The sequence below is a fragment of the Klebsiella sp. Q11 genome (assembly GCF_964241505.1).
GTDB lineage: Bacteria > Pseudomonadota > Gammaproteobacteria > Enterobacterales > Enterobacteriaceae > Klebsiella > Klebsiella michiganensis.
In genome coordinates this window covers 54,881-74,725 of the sequence record NZ_CAXSXW010000007.1, presented here as the reverse complement: position 1 = coordinate 74,725, position 19,845 = coordinate 54,881, and the positions used below count along the sequence as shown (strand labels likewise).

General features: G+C 60.6%; 12 protein-coding genes. 6 read left to right on the top strand and 6 right to left on the bottom strand.

The genetic code is table 11. The annotated features are described in order from the left end of the window. The 5 genes from pduT to ACESQ2_RS12890 all read left to right on the top strand — a co-directional run bounded on the left by pduT (position 1) and on the right by ACESQ2_RS12890 (position 3,519). Entirely contained in the window at positions 1-555 is a 555-nt protein-coding gene (gene pduT, locus ACESQ2_RS12910) for a propanediol utilization microcompartment protein PduT (RefSeq protein WP_345911578.1), read from the top strand. Then, a complete protein-coding gene (pduU, locus tag ACESQ2_RS12905) occupies positions 555-905 on the top strand; it encodes a propanediol utilization microcompartment protein PduU (protein ID WP_000441103.1) in 351 nt (116 codons plus the stop codon). Before pduT ends, pduU begins: the two co-directional genes overlap by 1 nt. Positions 906-909: 4 nt before the next feature. Continuing rightward, positions 910-1,362, top strand: coding sequence for a propanediol utilization protein PduV (gene pduV / locus ACESQ2_RS12900; protein ID WP_046876751.1), 453 nt, complete (start codon positions 910-912; stop codon positions 1,360-1,362). After that, the gene (locus ACESQ2_RS12895) at positions 1,347-2,561 is read left to right on the top strand and encodes an acetate/propionate family kinase (RefSeq protein ID WP_046876750.1); all 1,215 of its coding nucleotides are present in this window, start codon (positions 1,347-1,349) and stop codon (positions 2,559-2,561) included. The genes pduV and ACESQ2_RS12895 overlap by 16 nt, the downstream gene beginning before the upstream one ends. 91 nt (positions 2,562-2,652) lie before the next feature. Then, entirely contained in the window at positions 2,653-3,519 is an 867-nt protein-coding gene (locus ACESQ2_RS12890; protein WP_049072022.1) for an L-threonine kinase, read from the top strand. Between the two features lie 603 nt (positions 3,520-4,122). Here the strand turns inward: ACESQ2_RS12890 and cobD are convergent. Further along, positions 4,123-5,202 (bottom strand): threonine-phosphate decarboxylase CobD, encoded by a 1,080-nt coding sequence (gene cobD / locus ACESQ2_RS12885; protein ID WP_345911577.1) that lies wholly within the window; start codon positions 5,200-5,202, stop codon positions 4,123-4,125. Between the two features lie 17 nt (positions 5,203-5,219). After that, positions 5,220-6,473, bottom strand: a complete 1,254-nt coding sequence (amiC, locus tag ACESQ2_RS12880; RefSeq protein ID WP_014226651.1) for an N-acetylmuramoyl-L-alanine amidase AmiC — start codon at positions 6,471-6,473, stop codon at positions 5,220-5,222. A gap of 227 nt (positions 6,474-6,700) precedes the next feature. On the opposite strand from amiC, the gene argA reads away from it, so the two are divergent. Beyond that, on the top strand, positions 6,701-8,032 hold the full coding sequence (gene argA / locus ACESQ2_RS12875; RefSeq protein WP_373170620.1) for an amino-acid N-acetyltransferase: 1,332 nt from the start codon (positions 6,701-6,703) through the stop codon (positions 8,030-8,032). A 41-nt stretch (positions 8,033-8,073) separates the two neighbouring features. On the opposite strand, the gene recD is transcribed toward argA, so the two are convergent. The 4 genes from recD to recC all read right to left on the bottom strand — a co-directional run bounded on the left by recD (position 8,074) and on the right by recC (position 19,835). Then, on the bottom strand, positions 8,074-9,909 hold the full coding sequence (gene recD / locus ACESQ2_RS12870; RefSeq protein WP_286115540.1) for an exodeoxyribonuclease V subunit alpha: 1,836 nt from the start codon (positions 9,907-9,909) through the stop codon (positions 8,074-8,076). Continuing rightward, positions 9,906-13,451 (bottom strand): exodeoxyribonuclease V subunit beta, encoded by a 3,546-nt coding sequence (gene recB / locus ACESQ2_RS12865; RefSeq protein ID WP_373170619.1) that lies wholly within the window; start codon positions 13,449-13,451, stop codon positions 9,906-9,908. The genes recD and recB overlap by 4 nt, the downstream gene beginning before the upstream one ends. Beyond that, positions 13,448-16,333, bottom strand: coding sequence for a pitrilysin (gene ptrA / locus ACESQ2_RS12860; protein ID WP_134897588.1), 2,886 nt, complete (start codon positions 16,331-16,333; stop codon positions 13,448-13,450). The genes recB and ptrA overlap by 4 nt, the downstream gene beginning before the upstream one ends. 127 nt (positions 16,334-16,460) lie before the next feature. After that, the gene (gene recC, locus ACESQ2_RS12855) at positions 16,461-19,835 is read right to left on the bottom strand and encodes an exodeoxyribonuclease V subunit gamma (protein ID WP_373170617.1); all 3,375 of its coding nucleotides are present in this window, start codon (positions 19,833-19,835) and stop codon (positions 16,461-16,463) included. Between the last annotated feature and the right edge of the window lie 10 nt (positions 19,836-19,845).

The following is a 19,845-nucleotide window of genomic DNA, read 5'->3' as shown; positions in this document are numbered from 1 at the left end:
ATGTCTCAGGCTATAGGAATTTTAGAACTCACCAGCATTGCCAAAGGAATGGAACTCGGCGATGCGATGCTGAAAAGCGCCAACGTCAATCTGCTGATCAGCAAGACTATCTGCCCGGGTAAGTTTTTACTGATGCTCGGCGGGGATATCGGCGCTATCCAGCAGGCTATTGAAACCGGTGCCTCGCAGGCCGGCGAAATGCTCGTCGACAGCCTGGTGCTGGCGAATATTCACCCCAGCGTCCTTCCGGCCATCAGCGGCCTGAACAGCGTGGACAAGCGCCAGGCGGTCGGCATCGTTGAAACCTGGAGCGTTGCGGCCTGCATCAGCGCCGCCGATCGGGCGGTAAAAGGCTCAAACGTCACGCTGGTGCGGGTGCATATGGCCTTCGGCATCGGCGGTAAATGCTACATGGTGGTGGCGGGCGACGTTTCCGACGTCAACAACGCGGTCACGGTAGCCAGCGAAAGCGCGGGCGAAAAAGGGCTGCTGGTTTACCGTTCGGTGATCCCGCGCCCGCATGAAGCCATGTGGCGACAGATGGTGGAGGGATAATGGAAAGACAGCCGACCACGGATCGCATGATTCAGGAATACGTTCCCGGGAAACAGGTGACCCTCGCGCACCTGATTGCCAACCCCGGGAAAGATCTCTTTAAGAAGCTCGGCCTGCAGGATGCGGTTTCCGCCATCGGCATCCTCACCATTACGCCCAGCGAGGCGTCGATTATCGCCTGCGATATCGCCACCAAATCCGGCGCGGTGGAGATCGGTTTTCTTGACCGCTTTACCGGCGCCGTGGTGCTAACCGGCGACGTTTCCGCCGTCGAGTACGCCCTCAAGCAGGTGACGCGCACCCTGGGCGAGATGATGCAGTTTACTACCTGCTCAATAACCCGGACGTAGCGCGATGAAACGTCTGATGTTTATCGGCCCCAGCCAGTGCGGCAAAACCTCGCTGATCCAGGGCCTGCGCGGCGAAGCGCTCCATTACAAGAAAACCCAGGCGATTGAATGGTCGCCGATGGCCATCGATACGCCGGGCGAATATCTGGAGAACCGCTGTCTTTATAGCGCTCTGCTGACCAGCGCCTGCGAGGCCGACGTTATCGCTCTGGTGCTGAACGCCGACGCCCAGTGGTCGCCGTTTTCTCCGGGTTTTACCGCCCCGATGAACCGCCTGACGATTGGCCTGATCACCAAAGCCGACCTGGCCGACCCGCAGCGGTTATCGCTCATCGAGGAGTGGCTCAGGCAGGCAGGGGCGCAGCAGATTTTTGTCACCAGCGCGCTGAATAATCTGGGTCTTGATGCCGTGCTGGATTTTCTGAATTCGAAGGAACCTCTATGTCTTACAAAATAATGGCCATTAATGCCGGCAGCTCATCGTTAAAATTCCAGCTGCTGGAGATGCCTCAGGGCGATATGATCTGCCAGGGATTGATTGAACGTATCGGCATGGCAAACGCCCAGGTGACCCTCAAAACGCCGGCGCAAAAATGGCAGGAGACGGCGCCGATTGCCGATCACCGCGAAGCCGTCACCCTGCTGCTGGAAAAGCTCCTCGACCACCGGATTATCCAGAGTTTGCAGGATATTGACGGCGTCGGCCACCGCGTGGCGCACGGCGGAGAGCGCTTTAAAGATTCGACGCCGGTCACCGATGATACCTTAGCGGAAATCGAGCGCCTGGCGGAGCTGGCCCCGCTGCACAACCCGGTCAACGCGCTGGGCATTAACGTTTTCCGCCAGCTGCTGCCCGAAACGCCGTCGGTGGCGGTATTTGATACCGCTTTTCACCAGACGCTGGACGAGCGCGCCTTTATCTATCCGCTGCCGTGGCGCTACTACAGCGAGCTGGGCATTCGCCGCTACGGCTTCCACGGCACTAGCCATAAGTACGTCAGCGCGACGCTGGCGGAAAAGCTGGGCGTGCCGCTGAGCGCCCTGCGCGTGGTGAGCTGCCATCTCGGCAACGGCAGCAGCGTATGCGCAATCAAAGGCGGGCGCTCGGTTAACACCTCAATGGGCTTTACGCCGCAGTCCGGCGTGATGATGGGCACCCGCAGCGGCGATATCGATCCGTCGATTCTACCGTGGCTGGCGCTGCATAAGGGGCAAACGCCGGAGCAGCTTAATCAGTTGCTGAATAACGAATCCGGCCTGCTGGGGGTTTCCGGCGTGTCGCACGATTATCGCGATGTCGAGCAGGCGGCGGACAGCGGCAATCGTCGGGCGGCCCTGGCGCTCTCGCTGTTTGCCGAGCGCATCCGCGCCACCATCGGCAGCTATATTATGCAGATGGGCGGCCTGGACGCGCTGATCTTTACCGGCGGCATCGGCGAAAACTCCGCCCGCGCCAGGAGCGCCATCTGCCATAACCTGAATTTCCTCGGGCTGTCGGTCGATGAAGAGAAAAACCAGCACAACGCCACCTTTATCCAGGCCGAGAATGCGATGGTTAAAGTGGCGGTCATCAATACCAATGAAGAGCTGATGATTGCCCGCGATGTGATGCGCCTGGCGCTTCCCGAAGCGCAGACGTTAACCGTTTCAGCCTGAGCTCGCCGCCCGGCAAGTTGCGGTGAATCATGGTAATAGCGGGATCGGCATGACACTATGCGCCCTGGAAACCTGAGCAATAGGTGAATACGTGGCCGTAGCACAATGCCCCGCCTCCTGCGGTGAACTCATCCAGGGCTGGATCCTCGGCAGCGAGAAGCTGGTCTCCTGCCCCGTTGACTGGTACAGCACCGTCGAGGTGGACTACGGTTCGCCTCGCGCGGATGAACGTCCGCTGGCGCGGGCGATGGTCGACCGGCTGCTGAGCTACTGGCGCTATCCGGCGGAGCTCGGCAAAGAGATTCGGATCGATATTTGCTCCACGATTCCGGTCGCCAAGGGGATGGCCAGCAGCACCGCGGATATCGCCGCGACAGCGGTGGCCACCGCGCATCATCTCGGCCATCCGCTGGATGAAACCACCCTCGCCCGGCTCTGCGTCTCCCTGGAGCCCACCGACAGCACCCTGTTCCGCCAGCTGACCCTGTTCGACCACAACACCGCCGCCACGCAGATTGCCTGCGGCAGCCAGCCGCAGCTCGATCTGCTGGTGCTGGAAAGCCCCGCCACGCTGCTGACCACCGATTACCACCGACTTCCCCGGCTTGAAAAGCTGCACGCCCACTCCGCCGCCCTGCAGCTAGCCTGGGAGAAAGTTCAACTGGCCTGCGAGACGGATAATCCGCGGCGGATGGGAGAGGCCGCGACGCTCAGCGCCGTCGCCAGCCAGCATCTGCTGCCTAAGCCGGGGTTTGATACGCTGCGGGGGCTGGTGGAAGAGTGCGATTTATACGGTATTAACGTGGCGCACAGCGGCAGCGTGGTCGGCCTGATGCTCGACCGCCAGCGTCACGATATTGAGTATTTGCAGCGACGGCTGGGAGAGACGCGGCTTAGCGAGCTCTGGCCCCGGCAGCACCTGCTGCGCATGGTGCAGGGCGGCGTCGAGCTGCGCTAACGCTTCCGCAGCCATGCCCCGGGTTGCGGCGCTGCGCGCCTTACCCGGGCTACCGACCCGCAGACGGCTATGAACCTGTAGCCCGGCTAAGCGCAGCGCGAGCCGGGGGAGAAGACCGCAACAAAACCTCATGCTGAGCACCTTCCCCGGAGGCGGCGCTGCGCGCCTGTCCGGGCTACCGGCCCGCAGGCGGCTATGAACCCGTAGCCCGGCTAAGCGCAGCGCGAGCCGGGGATAATCCGCACCGATGCATTAATCCCGGCGCATTCCCCGGGTTGCGGCGCTGCGCGCCTTACCCGGGCTACCGGCCCGCAGACGGCTGTAAATCCGTAGCCCGGCTAAGCGCAGCGCGAGCCGGGAAGAAGACCGCAACAAAACCTCATGCTGTGCTCCTTCCCCGGAGGCGGGCTACCGGTCCGCAGACGGCTGTAAATCCGTAGCCCGGCTAAGCGCAGCGCGAGCCGGGGAGAAGACCGCAACAAAACCTCATACTGTGCACCTTCCCCGGAGACGGGCTACCGACCCACAGACGGCTGTAAACCCGTAGCCCGGTCAGCGCAGCGCCACCGGGAAGAACCGCAGACAAACAATGGCGGCAGACATCTACTCGTTAAATACCCGCCTGAAGGCCGCCAGCAGCCGGGTATTTTCCTGCTGGCTGCGGATCGCGACGCGGAAGTAGCGCCCGTCGAGCCCCGGGTAGTTGGCGCAGCTGCGGATCAGGATGTGCTGTTGCAGCATCGCGTATTGCAGATCCAGATCCGCCACGTCGCAGCGCAGAAACAGATAGTTTGCCCGCCCGAGATAGACCGTCAGGCCGGGAATATGGCGCAGCTGATGGTAAAAGCGCTGCCCCTCCTCCGCCAGCCACTGCCAGGTTTGCTGCTGGTAGGCGCTATCCTGGAGAATGATCTCCCCCGCCAGAGCGGCAAACGCGTTTATCGACCACGGCATCTGGCGCTCGCGCATTCTCGCCACCGCCCGCGCATCGCCATTGACCAGATACCCCAGACGCAGGCCGGGAATGGCATAAAACTTGGTCAGCGAACGCAGCACCCACACGTGCGGGTTGTGGCCCAGCAGCGGAATAAATCCCGGCTCGTCGGGGATAAAATCGATAAACGCTTCATCGAGAATCAGGGCAATGCCCAGCGACCGACAGCGTTCAGCAATCATCTCCAGCAGACGGCGCTCGGGCAGCAGGCCGGTAGGATTGTTCGGCGTGCAGAGAAATAAGCAGTCCAGATCCGGCGTCAGAGCATCAAGAATCGCCCCGGTGAGCTGCCAGCCATCCTCCTCGCGCAGCAGAAATTCCCGCACCGCGCAGTCCACCGACTGCAGCGCCCGGCGGTATTCGGCAAAGCCCGGGGTGACGATCATCGCCTGGCGCGGCTTCAGCCCCTGAACCAGCGTAAAGATCGCTTCGGTTTCGCCGTTTCCGGCGAGGATCCACGAGGCGGGGATCTGATGGTGTTCCGCCAGCGCAAGGTGCAGCTGCTGATACTCAACGTCAGGGTAGCGTTCGGCGCAGGCCATATTGTCGAGGATGGCGCGCTTTAAACTTTCCGGCATCCCCAGCGGATTAATATTGGCGCTAAAATCCAGCAGCTGCGCCGCAGAGATGCCCAACAGCGCGGCGGCCTCGCGAATATTGCCGCCGTGCGCGCTCTTAAGTAGAGCCATTTACCTTTCCTGTTGCGTTACCCTCGCCTTGCCAGCGTCGCGCCGTCGGCGAAGTAGGCTTTAATCCCTGCCAGAATCGACTCTGCAACTTCCTGCTGGAATTTCGCCGTTTTCAATTTACGCTCTTCTTCGACGTTACTGATAAACGCGGTTTCCACCAGAATCGATGGAATATCCGGCGCCTTCAGCACCGCGAAGCCCGCCTGCTCAACCCGGTTCTTGTGCAGGTTATTAATGTTGCCCATCTTTTCCAGCACCGCCTTGCCGAACTTCAGGCTGTCGGCGATGGTCAGCGACTGCACCATGTCGAACATCGTGTGGTCGACGTAGCGATCGCCGCTTTTGCTGACGCCGCCGATCAGGTCCGAGGCGTTCTGGGTCTGCGCCAGATATTTAGCCGCGGTACTGGTAGCCCCTTTGGTTGACAGGGCAAACACCGACGATCCGCTGGGCTGGCGGCTGGTAAACGCGTCGGCGTGAATAGAGACAAACAGGTCGGCGCGCTGCTTCTGCGCTTTGGCGACGCGGACCTTCAGCGGGATAAAGACATCCTCGTTGCGGGTCATATAGACCTTCATATTGCCCTCTTTCTCGATCAGCGCGCGCAGCCGCCGGGCAATCTGCAGCACCACGTCTTTCTCGCGGGTGCGGTATTTTCCCACCGCGCCGGAGTCTTCGCCGCCGTGACCGGGATCGAGCATGATAACAATGGGCCGATCGCGCCCGGCTTTACCCGGTTTAGGCCCGCTCTCCGCAGGCGGAACCTGCCGCTGAAGATCGCCTTTATTGTAATCTTCGAGCAGCGCCAGCAGCGGATCCTGCACGTCGGTGGCGTTAGCGGGATAGAGGTCCATGACCAGACGCTCTTTAAACCCGGCGACCGGAGCCAGCGCAAACAGCTGCGGTTTCACGTTCTGTTTCAGCTCAAACACCATGCGCACGGTTTGCGGATCGAACTGCCCCACGCGAGCGGATTGAATATAGGGATCGTCACCGCGAATCTGACTCCCCATACCTTTCAGTACGGAGTTGAGATTAACCCCTTCCAGATCCACCACCACACGTTCAGGATTGCTGAGCGCAAACTGCCGATATTTCAGGATATGGTTGGACTCCACGGTGACGCGCGTGTAGGTCGATGATGGCCAGACGCGTACGGCAACCACCTGCGCCGCGGCAGCCAACCCAACCGGACTCACACTCATTAACCACATGGCGCCCGCCCCCTGTAAAAATCGGCGGCGGCTTAATCCTGACTTGTATCCCGACATGCCACTCCCAAGCAGTAAGAAATCATTCGTATTTAAAACAAACAGATTGACCGGAAACTTTAACGAAAGGCGCATAACCTGTCATCTATAAAAGGGTAAACAATCTTTGACACCCTGATTTGGCTCACACTGTTTTCCCGGCTCAGCCAAAAATTGGGGCTTGCGTTTGCCGGCGAAACAGAATAAAAATACAGTAATTACGAATAATCATGCATTGAGGTTGTGTCATGGTGAAGGAACGTCGCACCGAACTGGTAGAGGGATTCCGCCATTCTGTCCCCTATATTAATGCCCATCGGGGTAAAACGTTTGTCATCATGCTGGGCGGGGAAGCCATCGAGCATGATAATTTCTCTAGTATAGTCAATGACATTGGCCTGCTTCACAGCCTGGGGATTCGTCTGGTGGTGGTCTATGGCGCCCGCCCGCAGATCGATGCCAACCTGGCGGAGCATCGTCACGAGCCGGTTTATCATAAACAAACCCGAGTGACTGACGCCAAAACGCTCGAGCTGGTTAAGCAGGCGGCGGGCATGCTGCAGCTGGAAATTACCGCTCGCCTGTCGATGAGCCTCAACAACACGCCGCTGCAGGGCGCCCATATCAACGTGGTCAGCGGCAACTTCATTATCGCGCAGCCGTTAGGCGTGGACGACGGCGTGGATTACTGTCACAGCGGGCGCATCCGGCGCATCGATGAAGAAGCCATTCACCGCCAGCTGGATAACGGCGCGATTGTGCTGATGGGCCCGGTTGCGGTGTCGGTCACCGGCGAAAGTTTTAACCTGACCTCCGAAGAGATTGCGACCCAGCTGGCGATTAAGCTGAAGGCCGAAAAGATGATCGGCTTCTGCTCATCGCAGGGGGTTCACAATCAGGATGGCGAGATCGTCCCCGAGCTGTTCCCCAACGAAGCCCAGGCGCGGGTGGAAGAGATGGAAGCGGACGAAGACTACAGCTCCGGCACCGTGCGCTTTCTGCGCGGCGCGGTAAAAGCCTGCCGCAGCGGCGTGCGCCGCTGCCACCTGATCAGCTATCAGGAAAACGGCACCCTGCTGCAGGAGCTGTTCTCACGCGACGGTATCGGTACCCAGATAGTGATGGAGAGCGCCGAGCAGATCCGCCGCGCCACCATTAACGATATCGGCGGCATCCTCGAGCTGATTAGCCCGCTGGAGCAGCAGGGCATTCTGGTCAGGCGTTCGCGCGAACAGCTGGAGATGGAAATCGATAAATTCACCATTATTCAGCGCGACAACACCACCATCGCCTGCGCCGCGCTCTATCCTTTCCCGGAAGAGAAGATCGGCGAAATTGCCTGCGTGGCGGTGCATCCGGATTACCGCAGCTCATCGCGCGGTGAAGTGCTGCTCGAACGCATTGCCGCGCAGGCGAAGCAAATGGGCCTCAGCAAGCTGTTTGTTCTTACGACCCGCAGCATTCACTGGTTCCAGGAGCGCGGATTTACGCCGGTCGACGTCGACCTGCTGCCGGAGAGCAAAAAAGAGATGTACAACTATCAGCGCCGCTCCAAGGTGCTGATGGCAGACCTGGCCTGATCCCTTCTCCCCGGAAAGCGCGCGGCCGACCGGGGAAAACCTTACTGGGCGGAAAAGATATCCGTCAGGCCGCTGCGTCGTTCGGTACGCGCAGCCACCGCCTGAGTCAGCACCTGCTCATCGGCATAGATCGACAACTGCCGTTTCGCACGCGTAATGGCGGTATAAACCAGCTCGCGGGTTACCAGCGGCACGCTGCGCGAAGGCAGGATCAGCGCCGCGTGATCGAACTCCGACCCCTGCGATTTATGCACCGTCATCGCCCAAGCGGTATCGTGCTCCGGCAGACGACTTGGCTGTACCGACTTGATGCTGCCATCGGGCATCGGGAACCAGACGCGCAGGCCATCGCCTCTTTCCAGCGCGATGCCGATATCGCCGTTAAACAGCCCCAGCGCGCTGTCGTTGCGGGAGATCATCACCGGACGTCCTTCATACCAGCGCGAATGCCGCGGTAACGCGATCGCCCGCTTGCGGTTCAGCATCTGCTCCAGCTGTTCGTTCACGCCGCTGACCCCATACGGCCCCTCGCGCAGCGCGCACAGCAGCTGGAATTCGCCAAAGGCGGCGATCATCTCTTCGGGCTCAGCCCGCTCGCGCAGCAGCTGCAGGAAGCGGCCATAGCCCGCCTGCGCCTGATTCAGCATCGCTTCATACTCTTCGGTGGCGCTCAGCGGATACAGGGCGATATCGTCGAACGACTGACGCAGCGTTGCGCGTACCGCGCTGCGCTCGCCGCTGTTCACCGCCCACGCCAGATGGCCGATCCCGGAATGGCGACCAAAACGGTAGCTTTTTTGCAACAGGCACAGGCTGTCGCGCAGCGCACCGGCAACGTTGCCCTCGCCCGCCGGCACCGGCTGGCCGGTCAACCGGGCGAGCTGTGCCGCCCGCGCCGGGGTATAGCCTGCATTAACCCAGGCGCAAATATCCCCCAGCACCGCTCCGGCCTCTACCGACGCCAGCTGATCGCGGTCGCCAAGGAAAATCACCCTTCCGTGCTCAGGCAGCGCGTCGATCAGGCGCGACATCATCGGCAGGTCAATCATTGAGGCTTCATCCACCACCAGCACGTCAAGATGCAGCGGGTTGCCGGCGTGATAGCGCATCCGCTGGCTGCCGGGCTGCGCGCCCAGCAGGCGATGGAGGGTGCTGGCTTCGGTGGGCACCAGCGCCTTTTGTTGGTCGCTGAGAGGGAGGCGGCGCAGCGCCGCGCCGAGGGACTCGGTCAGGCGCGCCGCGGCTTTACCGGTCGGCGCCGCCAGGCGAATACGGCAGCGCGGGCTGGAGAACGTCTGGATCAGCGCGGCCAGCAGTTTAGCGACGGTCGTGGTTTTACCGGTGCCCGGACCGCCGGAAATCACCGAAATCCGTCGGGTCAGGGCGACCGCAGCCGCCACTTTTTGCCAGTCCGTTTCCTCAGCGGGCGGAAACAGCGCGTCGAGCGTCGAAGCCAGCCGGGCTTCATCCACCTCCAGCACCTGATTGGCCTCATTGAAAAAGCGCGCGACGGTTAATTCGTTGCGCCACATGCGGTTGAGGTAAAGCCGTTCGCCGCAGAGGATCATCGGCGTCGGGCGCTCACCGCCGCTGACCGCCTCAGCATCGTTAAGCAGCGGCAGCCAGCCGTCCGGGGCGCCGGTCAGCTCAAGGATCTGCTCACTCAGGCCTGCCGCTTTTGCGCTCAGCAGCTCATCCTCGGCGAGACGCGAAATCGGCAGGCAGACGTGGCCTTCACCGGCATCGCGGCTGAGAATGGCGGCGGTGAGCTTCACCGCCGGATGCGCCTCCTGCGCCACCATGAGCGCAAACTGGACGTCCAGCGGGCGCAGCAGGTGCTGTTCAACCGCCTGCAGTAACAGTTCATCCATGGTCATAGCACAACCTCCTGGGTTTCCCCGGCAAACAGCGCATCGAGGCCGTTAATCAGCGGCAGCGCCGGCCGGGTGGTGAAGATACCCTGCCCGCCGTCCTGCCCGTCCATGCCGCGTAAAAAGAGATAAATAACGCCGCCGAAGTGGCGTTCGTAATCATAATCGGCAATGCGGTGGCGTAAATATCGGTGCAGCGCCAGGCTATAGAGCTGGTACTGCAAATCGTAACGGTGCGAACGCATTGCCTGCCGCATCGCGTCCTGGGTATAGGCCTCGCGATTTTCCCCCAGCCAGTTGGATTTGTAATCCAGCAGGTAATAGCGACCGTTGTGGCGAAACACCAGGTCGATAAAGCCTTTCAGCATCCCCCGCACCTGGCGGAAATCGAGCGTTGGGGTATCCACGGAGAGCGGATCGTACTGACGAATCAGCGCATCCAGACGCAGGGGATCCAGCGGCTGTTCGATGGGCAGATAAAACGCCATCTCCACCTGTTTATCGCCTTCGCCCAGCTGATTAAGGGCGATGCCCGCGCCGGGCAGAGGGGTACGCAGCACGCCATCGAGCCATGCGGTCAGCACCGGGGTCCACTTTTCCTCGAAGCCGTTCAGCTGGAGCCTGGCCGCCATCCAGTCGGCGGGAACCGGCTGGGTAAAATCGAGATCTTCGAACAAACTGTGCAGAAACGTCCCCGGCGACGCGCCGCGGGGGAACTGGTGCGGCGTAAGCTGCGGCTCTTCCGCGACCTCACCGACGCCGGCGGCATCGATATCCAGACGCGGCAGAAGATCCTGCGCCGCGCTGTGTCCATTCGGCTGCAGGCCGGAGTAGCTGGTGACCCGCCAGTCATCGGTCACCGAACGCGCGAGCAAACGGGCTGAAAGCGGCGGTAGCGCCGCCTGCGGAGCCTGCCACGGAGTTGGCGCAGCCGTATCCGGGAGCCGCAGGGCGATCTCCCCGCTGCAGAACGCCTGCAGGCGCGCCATCAGCCCTGCGGCATCCATCGCTTCCCCGCCCTGCAGCAGGCGGCCCAGCGCGCTGTGGTGAAAATCGCTGGCGCCGGGCTTGTCGCTGCGCCGGGTGCTGAGCGGCGCAACGCCAAGGCTGCAGTGCCAGACCGCACGGGTCAGCGCGACGTAAAGCAGGCGCAGATCTTCGGCCAGGCGTTCGGCCTCCGCCAGCTCCATGCTGCCCTCCGCCTGCCCCAGGTCGAGAACGGCGGCAAAGGAGGTTCTGTCGTGATAAAACGCCTGATCCTGTTTACGGAAACGCGAAATAAACGGCAGCCAGACCAGCGGATACTCCAGCCCTTTCGATTTATGGATGGTGACGATCTGCACCAGGTGCTTATCGCTCTCCAGGCGCATCTGCTGGCTGGAGGCGTTGCTATCCGGCTCGGCGATATGCTGCGCCAGCCAGCGCACCAGCGCATGTTCGCTCTCCAGCTGATTCGCCGCCTCCTGTAGCAGCTCGCTGATATGCAGGATATCGGTCAGGCGCCGCTCGCCGCCGCTGGTCGCCAGCAGGTTTTCGGCAATACGCCGCGCGGTCATCAGCGCCCGCAGCATCGGCATCACGCCGCGCTGCCGCCAGACTTGCCGGTAGCCGCTAAACTCTTCTACCAGCTCATCCCACGCCCGTTCGCTCTGGTTGAGGTTTTCGATGTCCTGCGCGTTGAGGCCGAACATTGCGGTTGCCAGCGCGCTGCGCAGGGTATTTTCCCGCTCGGGGGCCAGCACCGCCTGCAGCACCCACAGCAGCTCCTGCGCCTCGGGGGTTTCAAACACGCTATCGCGGTTGGAGAGATAGACGGAGGGAATCGACAGCAGCTGAAGGGCATCGCGAATTAACGACGCCTCCTGACGATTGCGCACCAGCACCGTGATGTCCGAAGCCCGCACGGGTTCAGCTTTTTCACCGCGCCACAGCAGCGCCTTGCCCTGCTGGCCCGCGCTGAGCCAGTCGCGAATTTGCGCCGCGCACAGCTGGGCCATAAACGCCTGGTAATCCCCCGCCCCGACGGCCTCGCCCGACATCAGCCAGATATTCATCGCCGGTACCGCAGCATCATCGACGGTAAAGCGCAGCCCCTGGTTTTTTTCCGCTGACTTCACCGGCATAAACGGGATTTCGCGGAACATAAAGGGGTTATCGCTGAGGCTAAACAGGCGATTGACGCTATCAACCATCCCCGGCGCGGAGCGCCAGTTGGTGTCGAGCGTATAGTGGGCGGTGACGTCCCCACGCGCTTTCATGTAGGTAAAGATATCCGCGCCGCGAAAGGCGTAAATGGCCTGTTTGGGGTCACCAATCAGCAGCAGCGCGGTGTCTGCCTGGCGCCGCCAGATGCGGCGAAAGATTCGGTACTGCTGCGGGTCGGTATCCTGAAATTCGTCGATCATCGCCACCGGAAAGCGCTGGCGAATCGCGCTGGCCAGCGCTTCGCCGCTCTCCCCGCGCAGGGCGTCATCCAGGCGACTGAGCATATCGTCAAAGCCCAGCTCGCCGCGGCGGCGTTTCTCCCGCGCGACCGCTTCACGGATTTCAACCATCGCCCTGGCAATCACCAGGTCGGTCAAGGTTAACGGTGTCGCCAGCAGCGCTTCTACCGCGCTGAACAGCGGGTGTACCGGCGGCGCGCCGTCCGCTTTGGTGCGCTCAAGCAAGAAGGCCTGGGAGAACTTCTCCAGCGCATCCGGAAGCTGGTAGCTGAGGGTCTCTTCCTGGGCCCAGGCGGTCACTTTCTCCAGCCATTTCCCCTGATTGCCGCGATTAAACTTGCGCCGGTCGAGGCCCGAGTTTTCCAGCACCGCCTCAACCTCGCCCACCTGTGCCAGCCACTGCTGCTTCAGCGCGTTGATGCGTTCGATAATTTGCTGATGGCGTTCGGCCAGCGTTTCGTCAGCCGGCGGCGGCGATTTGAGCTGCGGCGCCTCTCCCTGTAGCCAGCGGTCGATGGATTTCAGCAGATCGCGCGGCCCTTTCCACGCTTCGTGGATAACCGCCGCGATGTCACGCGGCAGCGGATAACAGTGGCGACGCCAGAAGTCGGCGCAGGCCTGATAGCGCAGGCGGGATTCATCTTCAATCAGCTGCTGTTCGAACAGCATGCCGGATTCAAAGGCGTTAAGGCTCAGCATCCGCTGGCAGAAGCCGTGAATGGTAAATACCGCCGCTTCGTCCATCTGCCGTTCGGCCAGCAGCAGCGTTTGCGCCGCCTGGGTTTTATCGGCGATTTCCGCCAGCAGCCCGGCGTAGAGAGGATTGTCGGTACTTTCGCGCAGGCAGGCGATACGCAGCTCGTGGATATTGCTGCGAATACGCCCGCGCAGCTCTTCGGTCGCCGCTTCGGTAAAGGTCACTACCAGCAGCTCTTCCACGCTGACCTGGCGGGGAAAGGCGGATTCCCCGCCCAGCCCCAGCAGCAGCCGCAGATAGAGGGCGGCAATGGTAAAGGTTTTTCCTGTGCCCGCAGAGGCTTCGATCAGGCGCTCGCCCGTCAGGGGCAAGCGCAGGGGGTCAAGAGACTCGGCGGTGTCGGTCATTCATTCTCTCGCATCAGGGGTAAGGATTTCTGCAATGCGCTGACGTTCTCCCAGACTTTGCCATCCTGCGGATGCGCATATTCCGCCTTGCCGTTCTGGCTACCGGAAACCTGGGAGAGAATTGCCATGCCCTGCGGATCCACCACCGTCTGATGGAAGAAGTCGGCAAGCTTTTGCGGCGTCAGCAGTTTAATCTGAGCCACTACTTTATCACGTGAATCGAAGCGCATATTACCGCGATCGAAATCTTTGCTCAGCTTCGACGCTTCATCGCCCAGCGTTTGCGGCGCTTCCAGCATCTGACCGATCACCGCCTGCTGAATCTGCGCAAACTCTTCCGGCTTCATTGCCCGCAGTTTGGCTTCCGCCGTGGGGAAGAAGGCCTGGAAACGCTGCCAGAGGTAAGCCGGCTGCTTATCGCTGCTTTGCAGCAGGAAGCCCATTCCCCACTGGCGGCCAACGTTCATCGAGAAGGCGAAGACCGCGTAGCCCAGCTGCTCTTCCGTACGTAGCTGGTTATAGAACCACGGCTGTATGATTTGCCCGAGGAGCGAGCTGGCGGCAGAGCTGGCGTATTCGTCCACGTTCGGCGGCGCGAAGACGGCGGCCAGCGCGGAATCGGTACTGTTGCCCGCTTTTTCAAAAATCGCCAGCTGTTTACGATCGACCAGAACGTCTTTGTTACGGCACCACTCGTTGCCGTCGGCGCCCAGCTGTTTTTGAATCTGCCGCGCCATGGCGGTGGATTGATCGGCGGTAAGATTACCGATGACCATCAGCTCCGGTCGCCCTTTCGCCTTGAGATTATCGCGGTATTCCAGCACCTCTTTCAGGGTGATCGATGGCAGCAGCGCCCGACGCTCTTCGCGCTGGAAGTACGGCACCTGAGAAACCATCTGAATCGGCATGATCGCCTGATCGTAGGCTTTGCCTTTATCCGCCGAATCCATCATCTGGGCGTACCAGGATTTAGCCTGCTCCAGCTGCTCTTCGGTTGGCGTATAGCTGAAGTAACCGTCGAGCAGGGCGTTAAACAGCTCAGGTAGATGCTGCGTATAGCCGTTGGCGTTAACCATCAGGCCGTTATTCGCGCCGGTAGAGAAGCTTATCCCCCCGACCGCCGCCTGGTTGCTGAGCTGGTCGAGCGCAATGCCCGCCAGATAATCATTGAGTGCAAACATCACCTGCCGGCGGGCGCTGTCCATTGCCTGCGGGTTACGCAGAACCAGCGAAATATCCGCTTTCGGTTCGCTGGCGAAGTACTGGCTCGGCGCGTAAATCACCCGCAGCGTCGGTTCATCTACAATCAGCTGCGGATGCGGGTAAGCCTTGTCGCTTTTGATTAAGCTGAAATCATCCGGAATATAGGGGTTCAGCACCGGCAGCTTGAGGTCGATGGCGCTGGACTTCCGCTGCCAGTCGGCAAAGGTCTGCTCGCTGATCTTATCCACCTGATAGGGCGCATTGACGAAGTAGGCGGTCTTGTTATGCGGCTCTTTCGGGCTGATGTACCAGATGCGGGCGTTTTGCGGCGTCATCATCGCCAGGCGGTCTTCGATCGCCTGCGGATCGTAGCGATCGGCAATGTTGACAACGTCCAGCGTATGCTCGACCGGCACGCGGATCATGGTGTCCGCCAGCCATTCGACGTAATCCATATTGCGGTTGATGGACGGGTAGCGGAAGTCGAGCGCCAGCACGTGGGCCAGCTCATCAAAATAGCGCTTATCGATTCCCTGGCTGCGCAGCAGATTGAGGTAGCTGAAGATGGCCGCGGTAACTTCATCGCGGTGCGCCAGACCTTTGTCCGTCAGGGTCGCGGATATAGCCAGCACCCCGCTGTTGCCGTTCACCACCGGGTCGGAGTCCGCGCGAATCCCTTCAACCAGCCCCTGCTTTTGCAGCCAGTCTGAGAGCGTGCCGGGGCTGCGATTACCGATCATATAGGTCACCAGCTCGTCGGTTTTGCTGCGGAACTTGTCGCTATTGTTATCAATGCGGAACTCTACGCGCAGCACTTTACGCGGCATCGCCGGAACGTAGTGAATGATGATGCCCTTTTGCGCATCGGTCACCACCGGGACGGTAATCTCCGGTTTGCTGATATCGTGGTTCGGCACGCGACCGTAGGTGGCCGCCGCGATGCTCGCCAGCTCCGGCAGAGGCTTGTTGCTGTAGATCACCGCTTTCATCAGGTTGGCGGAATACCAGCTATCGCGAAAGGCGTGCAGGGCATCAAGCACCGGTTTGCCGGGCTTGTCGCTCAACGTTTCAAGGTTACCGCCGGAAAACTGCGAGCCGGGGTGCGCCGGGTTAATGGTTTCCGCGCTAACCTGTGCCATTCGCATCCCGTCCCGGGTACGCGCCATCGTGAGCTCGGCGTTAACCGCATTACGCTCGCGGTCGGCATATTTTTTATCCAGCAGCGGCGCGGCGATGGCGTCGGCCAGGCGATCGACCGCGCCGTCCAGGGCATCGTTTTCCACTTCAAGATAGAAGGCGGTGCGATACGGGGCGGTGCTGGCATTGTGGCTGCCGCCGTGCATTTTGAGATACTCGGCGAGGCTGTCAGGCTGGGGATACTTTTTCGAGCCCATCAGCGTCATATGCTCCAGGAAGTGGGCCAGCCCCTGATGCTCGGCGGGATCCTGCAGCGATCCCACGGGAACGACCAGCGCCGACAGCGATTTTACCGCCTGGGGATCGGAAACCAGCAGCACTACCATGCCGTTATCGAGGCGGATCGCCTGATATTGACGGGTATCTTTTTCGCTTTTACGGATGGTTTCCTGGATCGGTTGCCATCCGGTGTCTGCCTGACTTAACGGCGCCCAGAGGGCGGCCAGTAAAACAATAACCTTGAACCATAAACTGCGGGGCATTCACGGACCTCATCATTAACAAACCTGGCGCTGCATAATTGGCAGCCTTTATAAACATCAGTCCGTGATTCGTTGCGCATCATAAATGAACTGCCATCCAGTGCGCAATTTTTATACTATTACAATGTTATTCGGACTGATGGAAACGAAACACCGGTAGCAAATAACGCTGCGTTTGCGTCAGGATCTCTTCATAGTATTCCGCTTCCAGCGTGCGCCACAGGCGCTGATACCAGACATCGGCACCTTCGCCGCTGACCACCATGTTCCCTTCATAAGCCTGAAGAAATTTACTGCGCGCTTTTTGCTGCGTCTCTTCGTCCATTAACATGACATCCTTTTCGGCGTCATAACAGACTTTTAGCCATGCGCCGCCGCTTTCCGGCAGCAGCAGCAGCGGTTTGGACATTCCCTGCAGGTAACCGTCAACCAGATCGTTGAGGTAGCCCTGGGCCTGCTCCTGCGCCAGCGGTGGAAAACGCCACTCGCCCTCTTTGCGCACAAACAGCCGACTTTCGCCGGTACCGCCGCTAGCACAATAGACAAGATGCTCCAGCCAAAGTTGCATCCCCTGCGCCACGCTTAATAGCGAAGGCCGCCAGCGCAGCAAACCGTCGGATTGTACCTGCTGCAGCCAGCCGGTGATGTTGACTCCGCTGCATTGCAGATCGATTTCCATGCTCTGCCCCGGCTGGCGGCAGGCGATCACCCGTTCGGCCAGATTTTGCATCTCCTGACGCTGAGTCTCCCAGGCCAGTTCGCCGAACGCGCCATAGGGTAGCTCCCCGGCGGCACGGAAGCGGCGATACATTGCCGAGGCGTCCTGCTGCTCAATCAGAGTATTGAGCAGCTGCTGGTTCAGCTGATAGCGGCTCAGCCCTTCGAGGGTAAAAGGTTCATCGTCGGGGATCTCGCTCTCCTCCGAGCGGAAATTCACCCGCAGCCGCTGCTGAAAGAACGCGCGAACAGGATGCTGCCAGAAGCGCAGCAGCTGTTCGAACGGTAAGTGATCGATGTCCGGTACCGGTAGCGGCTGGATGAACGCGCCGTGCGCTTCCCCCTGCTGGCTGGCGGCCGCCAGCCATTCCCGGGCATAGCTTTGATCTTCATTAGCCAGAAAATTGGCGGCATCGAAAGGCATGCGAGTATGCAGATGCGTGATGTGCTCTTTGACCCGCCGTTCGCTGGCATCGCAGTCCAGCTCTTCATCCCCTTCCAGACAGTGGCTCTGGCCGATGTAGTCCGCCAGCTCCTGAACCAGAACGGAGGGATAGCGCTCGCTATTGTCCTGAATGGAACGGCCGATATAGCTGATATAGAGCTTCTGCTCGGCCGACATCAGGGCTTCAAGGAACAGATAGCGGTCGTCGTCGCGGCGGCTACGGTCTCCGCGCTGCGGCTTCTGGCTCATTAAATCGAAGCCCAGCGGCGCCAGGGTGCGCGGATAAACGCCGTCGTTCATCCCCAGCAGGCAGACCACCTTGAAAGGAATTGAACGCATCGGCATCAGGGTACAAATGTTAACCGGGCCGGCGAGAAAGCGCTGGCTGATGCGCTGCTGATCGAGCCTCTGGGACAGCTCATCGCGCAGCAAAGAGAGCGGTACCGTTTCGCCATACTGCGCGTCGACGCCGCCGTCAATCACCGCCTGCCACTGCTGTTCTATCAGCGCCAGGGCGGCTTCCGTTTCGCTGTCCGGAAGGAAGAAGTCGTTCAGCAGGTCGCGGCATACCGGCAGCCACTCGGCTAATGGGCGATCCTGGGCCAGCCCGCGGCGCCAGAGATTAAGCTGCATCAGCAGCGATGCCAGGTTGCCCACCAGCTCGGCGATAAGCCCGCTCGACTCATCATAAGGCAGCACCGAGCGCCACTCCCCTTCGCTGCTGTCCATGGCGTAGCCCAACAGCATACGCGTCAGGCCAAAGCGCCAGGTATGCTGGCCGGTAGCCGGGAGATCGAGTTCACGCACGTTGTCGTCATCCATTCCCCAGCGTACGCCGGATTCGTTAACCCACTGGCGCAGGTAGCGTAGCCCCTCTTCGTTAATGTTAAAGCGCGCGGCCAGCACCGGCACATCCAGCAGCGCCAGCACGTCTTCGCTGGCAAAGCGGCTGTCGGGCAGCGAAAGCAGGGTGATAAACGCCTGCAGCGCCGGATGCGATTCGCGGGCCCGCCGGTCGGATATCGCCCACGGCAGCCAGCGCTCGCCGCTGGCGCTGCCGAAGACCGCCTGAATATAGGGGCTGTAGCTATCGATATCCGCCACCATGACGATAATATCGCGCGGCGTGAGCTCGGGATTCTCTTCGAGCATCGCCAGCAGCCGGTCGTGCAGCACCTCAACCTCGCGCTGCGGGCTATGGCAGACATGAATCGTCAGGCTGCGGTCGTCCGCCGCCAGCAGCCGCTTGCTGCGGCTGTTGGCAAACTCCTCGGCGCTGCGCCCGGCCACCGCCGCATTACGCAGTTCGAGAATATCCGCCTGAAGATTATGCAGCAGGTTATCCGGCGCGATATCGACAAAGGCGTCCAGCTCTTCATAGCGCTCAAGACCCGCCAGCAGGTAAATATAGTCGCGCCCCAGCTTGCCCCAGGAGGCCAGCAGCGGATTGCCGACATCCTGTTCCCCGGCATCGTTGAATAACCCCGGAGCCTGTTGCGTATCGCGAAACAGGGGCAGCTCTCGCGTCGTTTCGCGGTGGTGGCGGCGCTGGCGGGAGAGCAGCTTTGCCAGAAATGCCGGATCTTTGATGTCGCCCCAGTAGTAGCGGCACGGGTTAGTGAAGAGAACATATACATCGACATGCTTACCCAGCGCCTGGAGCGCCTGCAGGTATACCGGCGGCAGCGCCGAAATCCCGCAGATAAACACCCGCGACGGTAGGCCGACGGGCGGCTGTTCGGCGGCCTCAAGCGCGCTGATAAAGCGTTGGTATAAATTGGCGCGATGCCACAGCGGCTGGCCCAGTTCAGCGGTATATTCCACCAGCGCTTTCCACAGCGGCGCCTGCCACTCCTGCGCGTCTCCAAGCCCGTCAACGCGCTGGTCGGCCTCCCAGCGCATCAGCCACTCGGGGCGATAAACCAGATACTGGTCATAGAGATCCGCCACTCTGGCGGCCAGCTGAAACAGCTTGCGCTTGTCGCTATCGTCGTGCAGATAGTGGCGCAGTAGCGTAAAGGATTCATCGTTCAGCCGCTGCGGTAGCAGGGTCATGAGTTTCCAGCTCATACTTTGCTTACTGAACGCGCTTTCTCCGGGAATATCTTTTAACACCCGCACGAACATGTCCCAGATAAAACTGGCGGGTAGCGGGAACTCAATGTTGGCCGCAATCCCAAAGCGCTGCGCCAGCGTCATCTGCAGCCACTGCGCCATCCCGGTACTCTGTACCAGCACCATTTCCGGCATAAAAGGGTCATCCAGCCGCTGGCGCTCGACGATAAACTCCATCAAGGCTTCAAGCACATCCAGACGGTTTGAGTGGTACACCCTTAACATATTCGCTCCT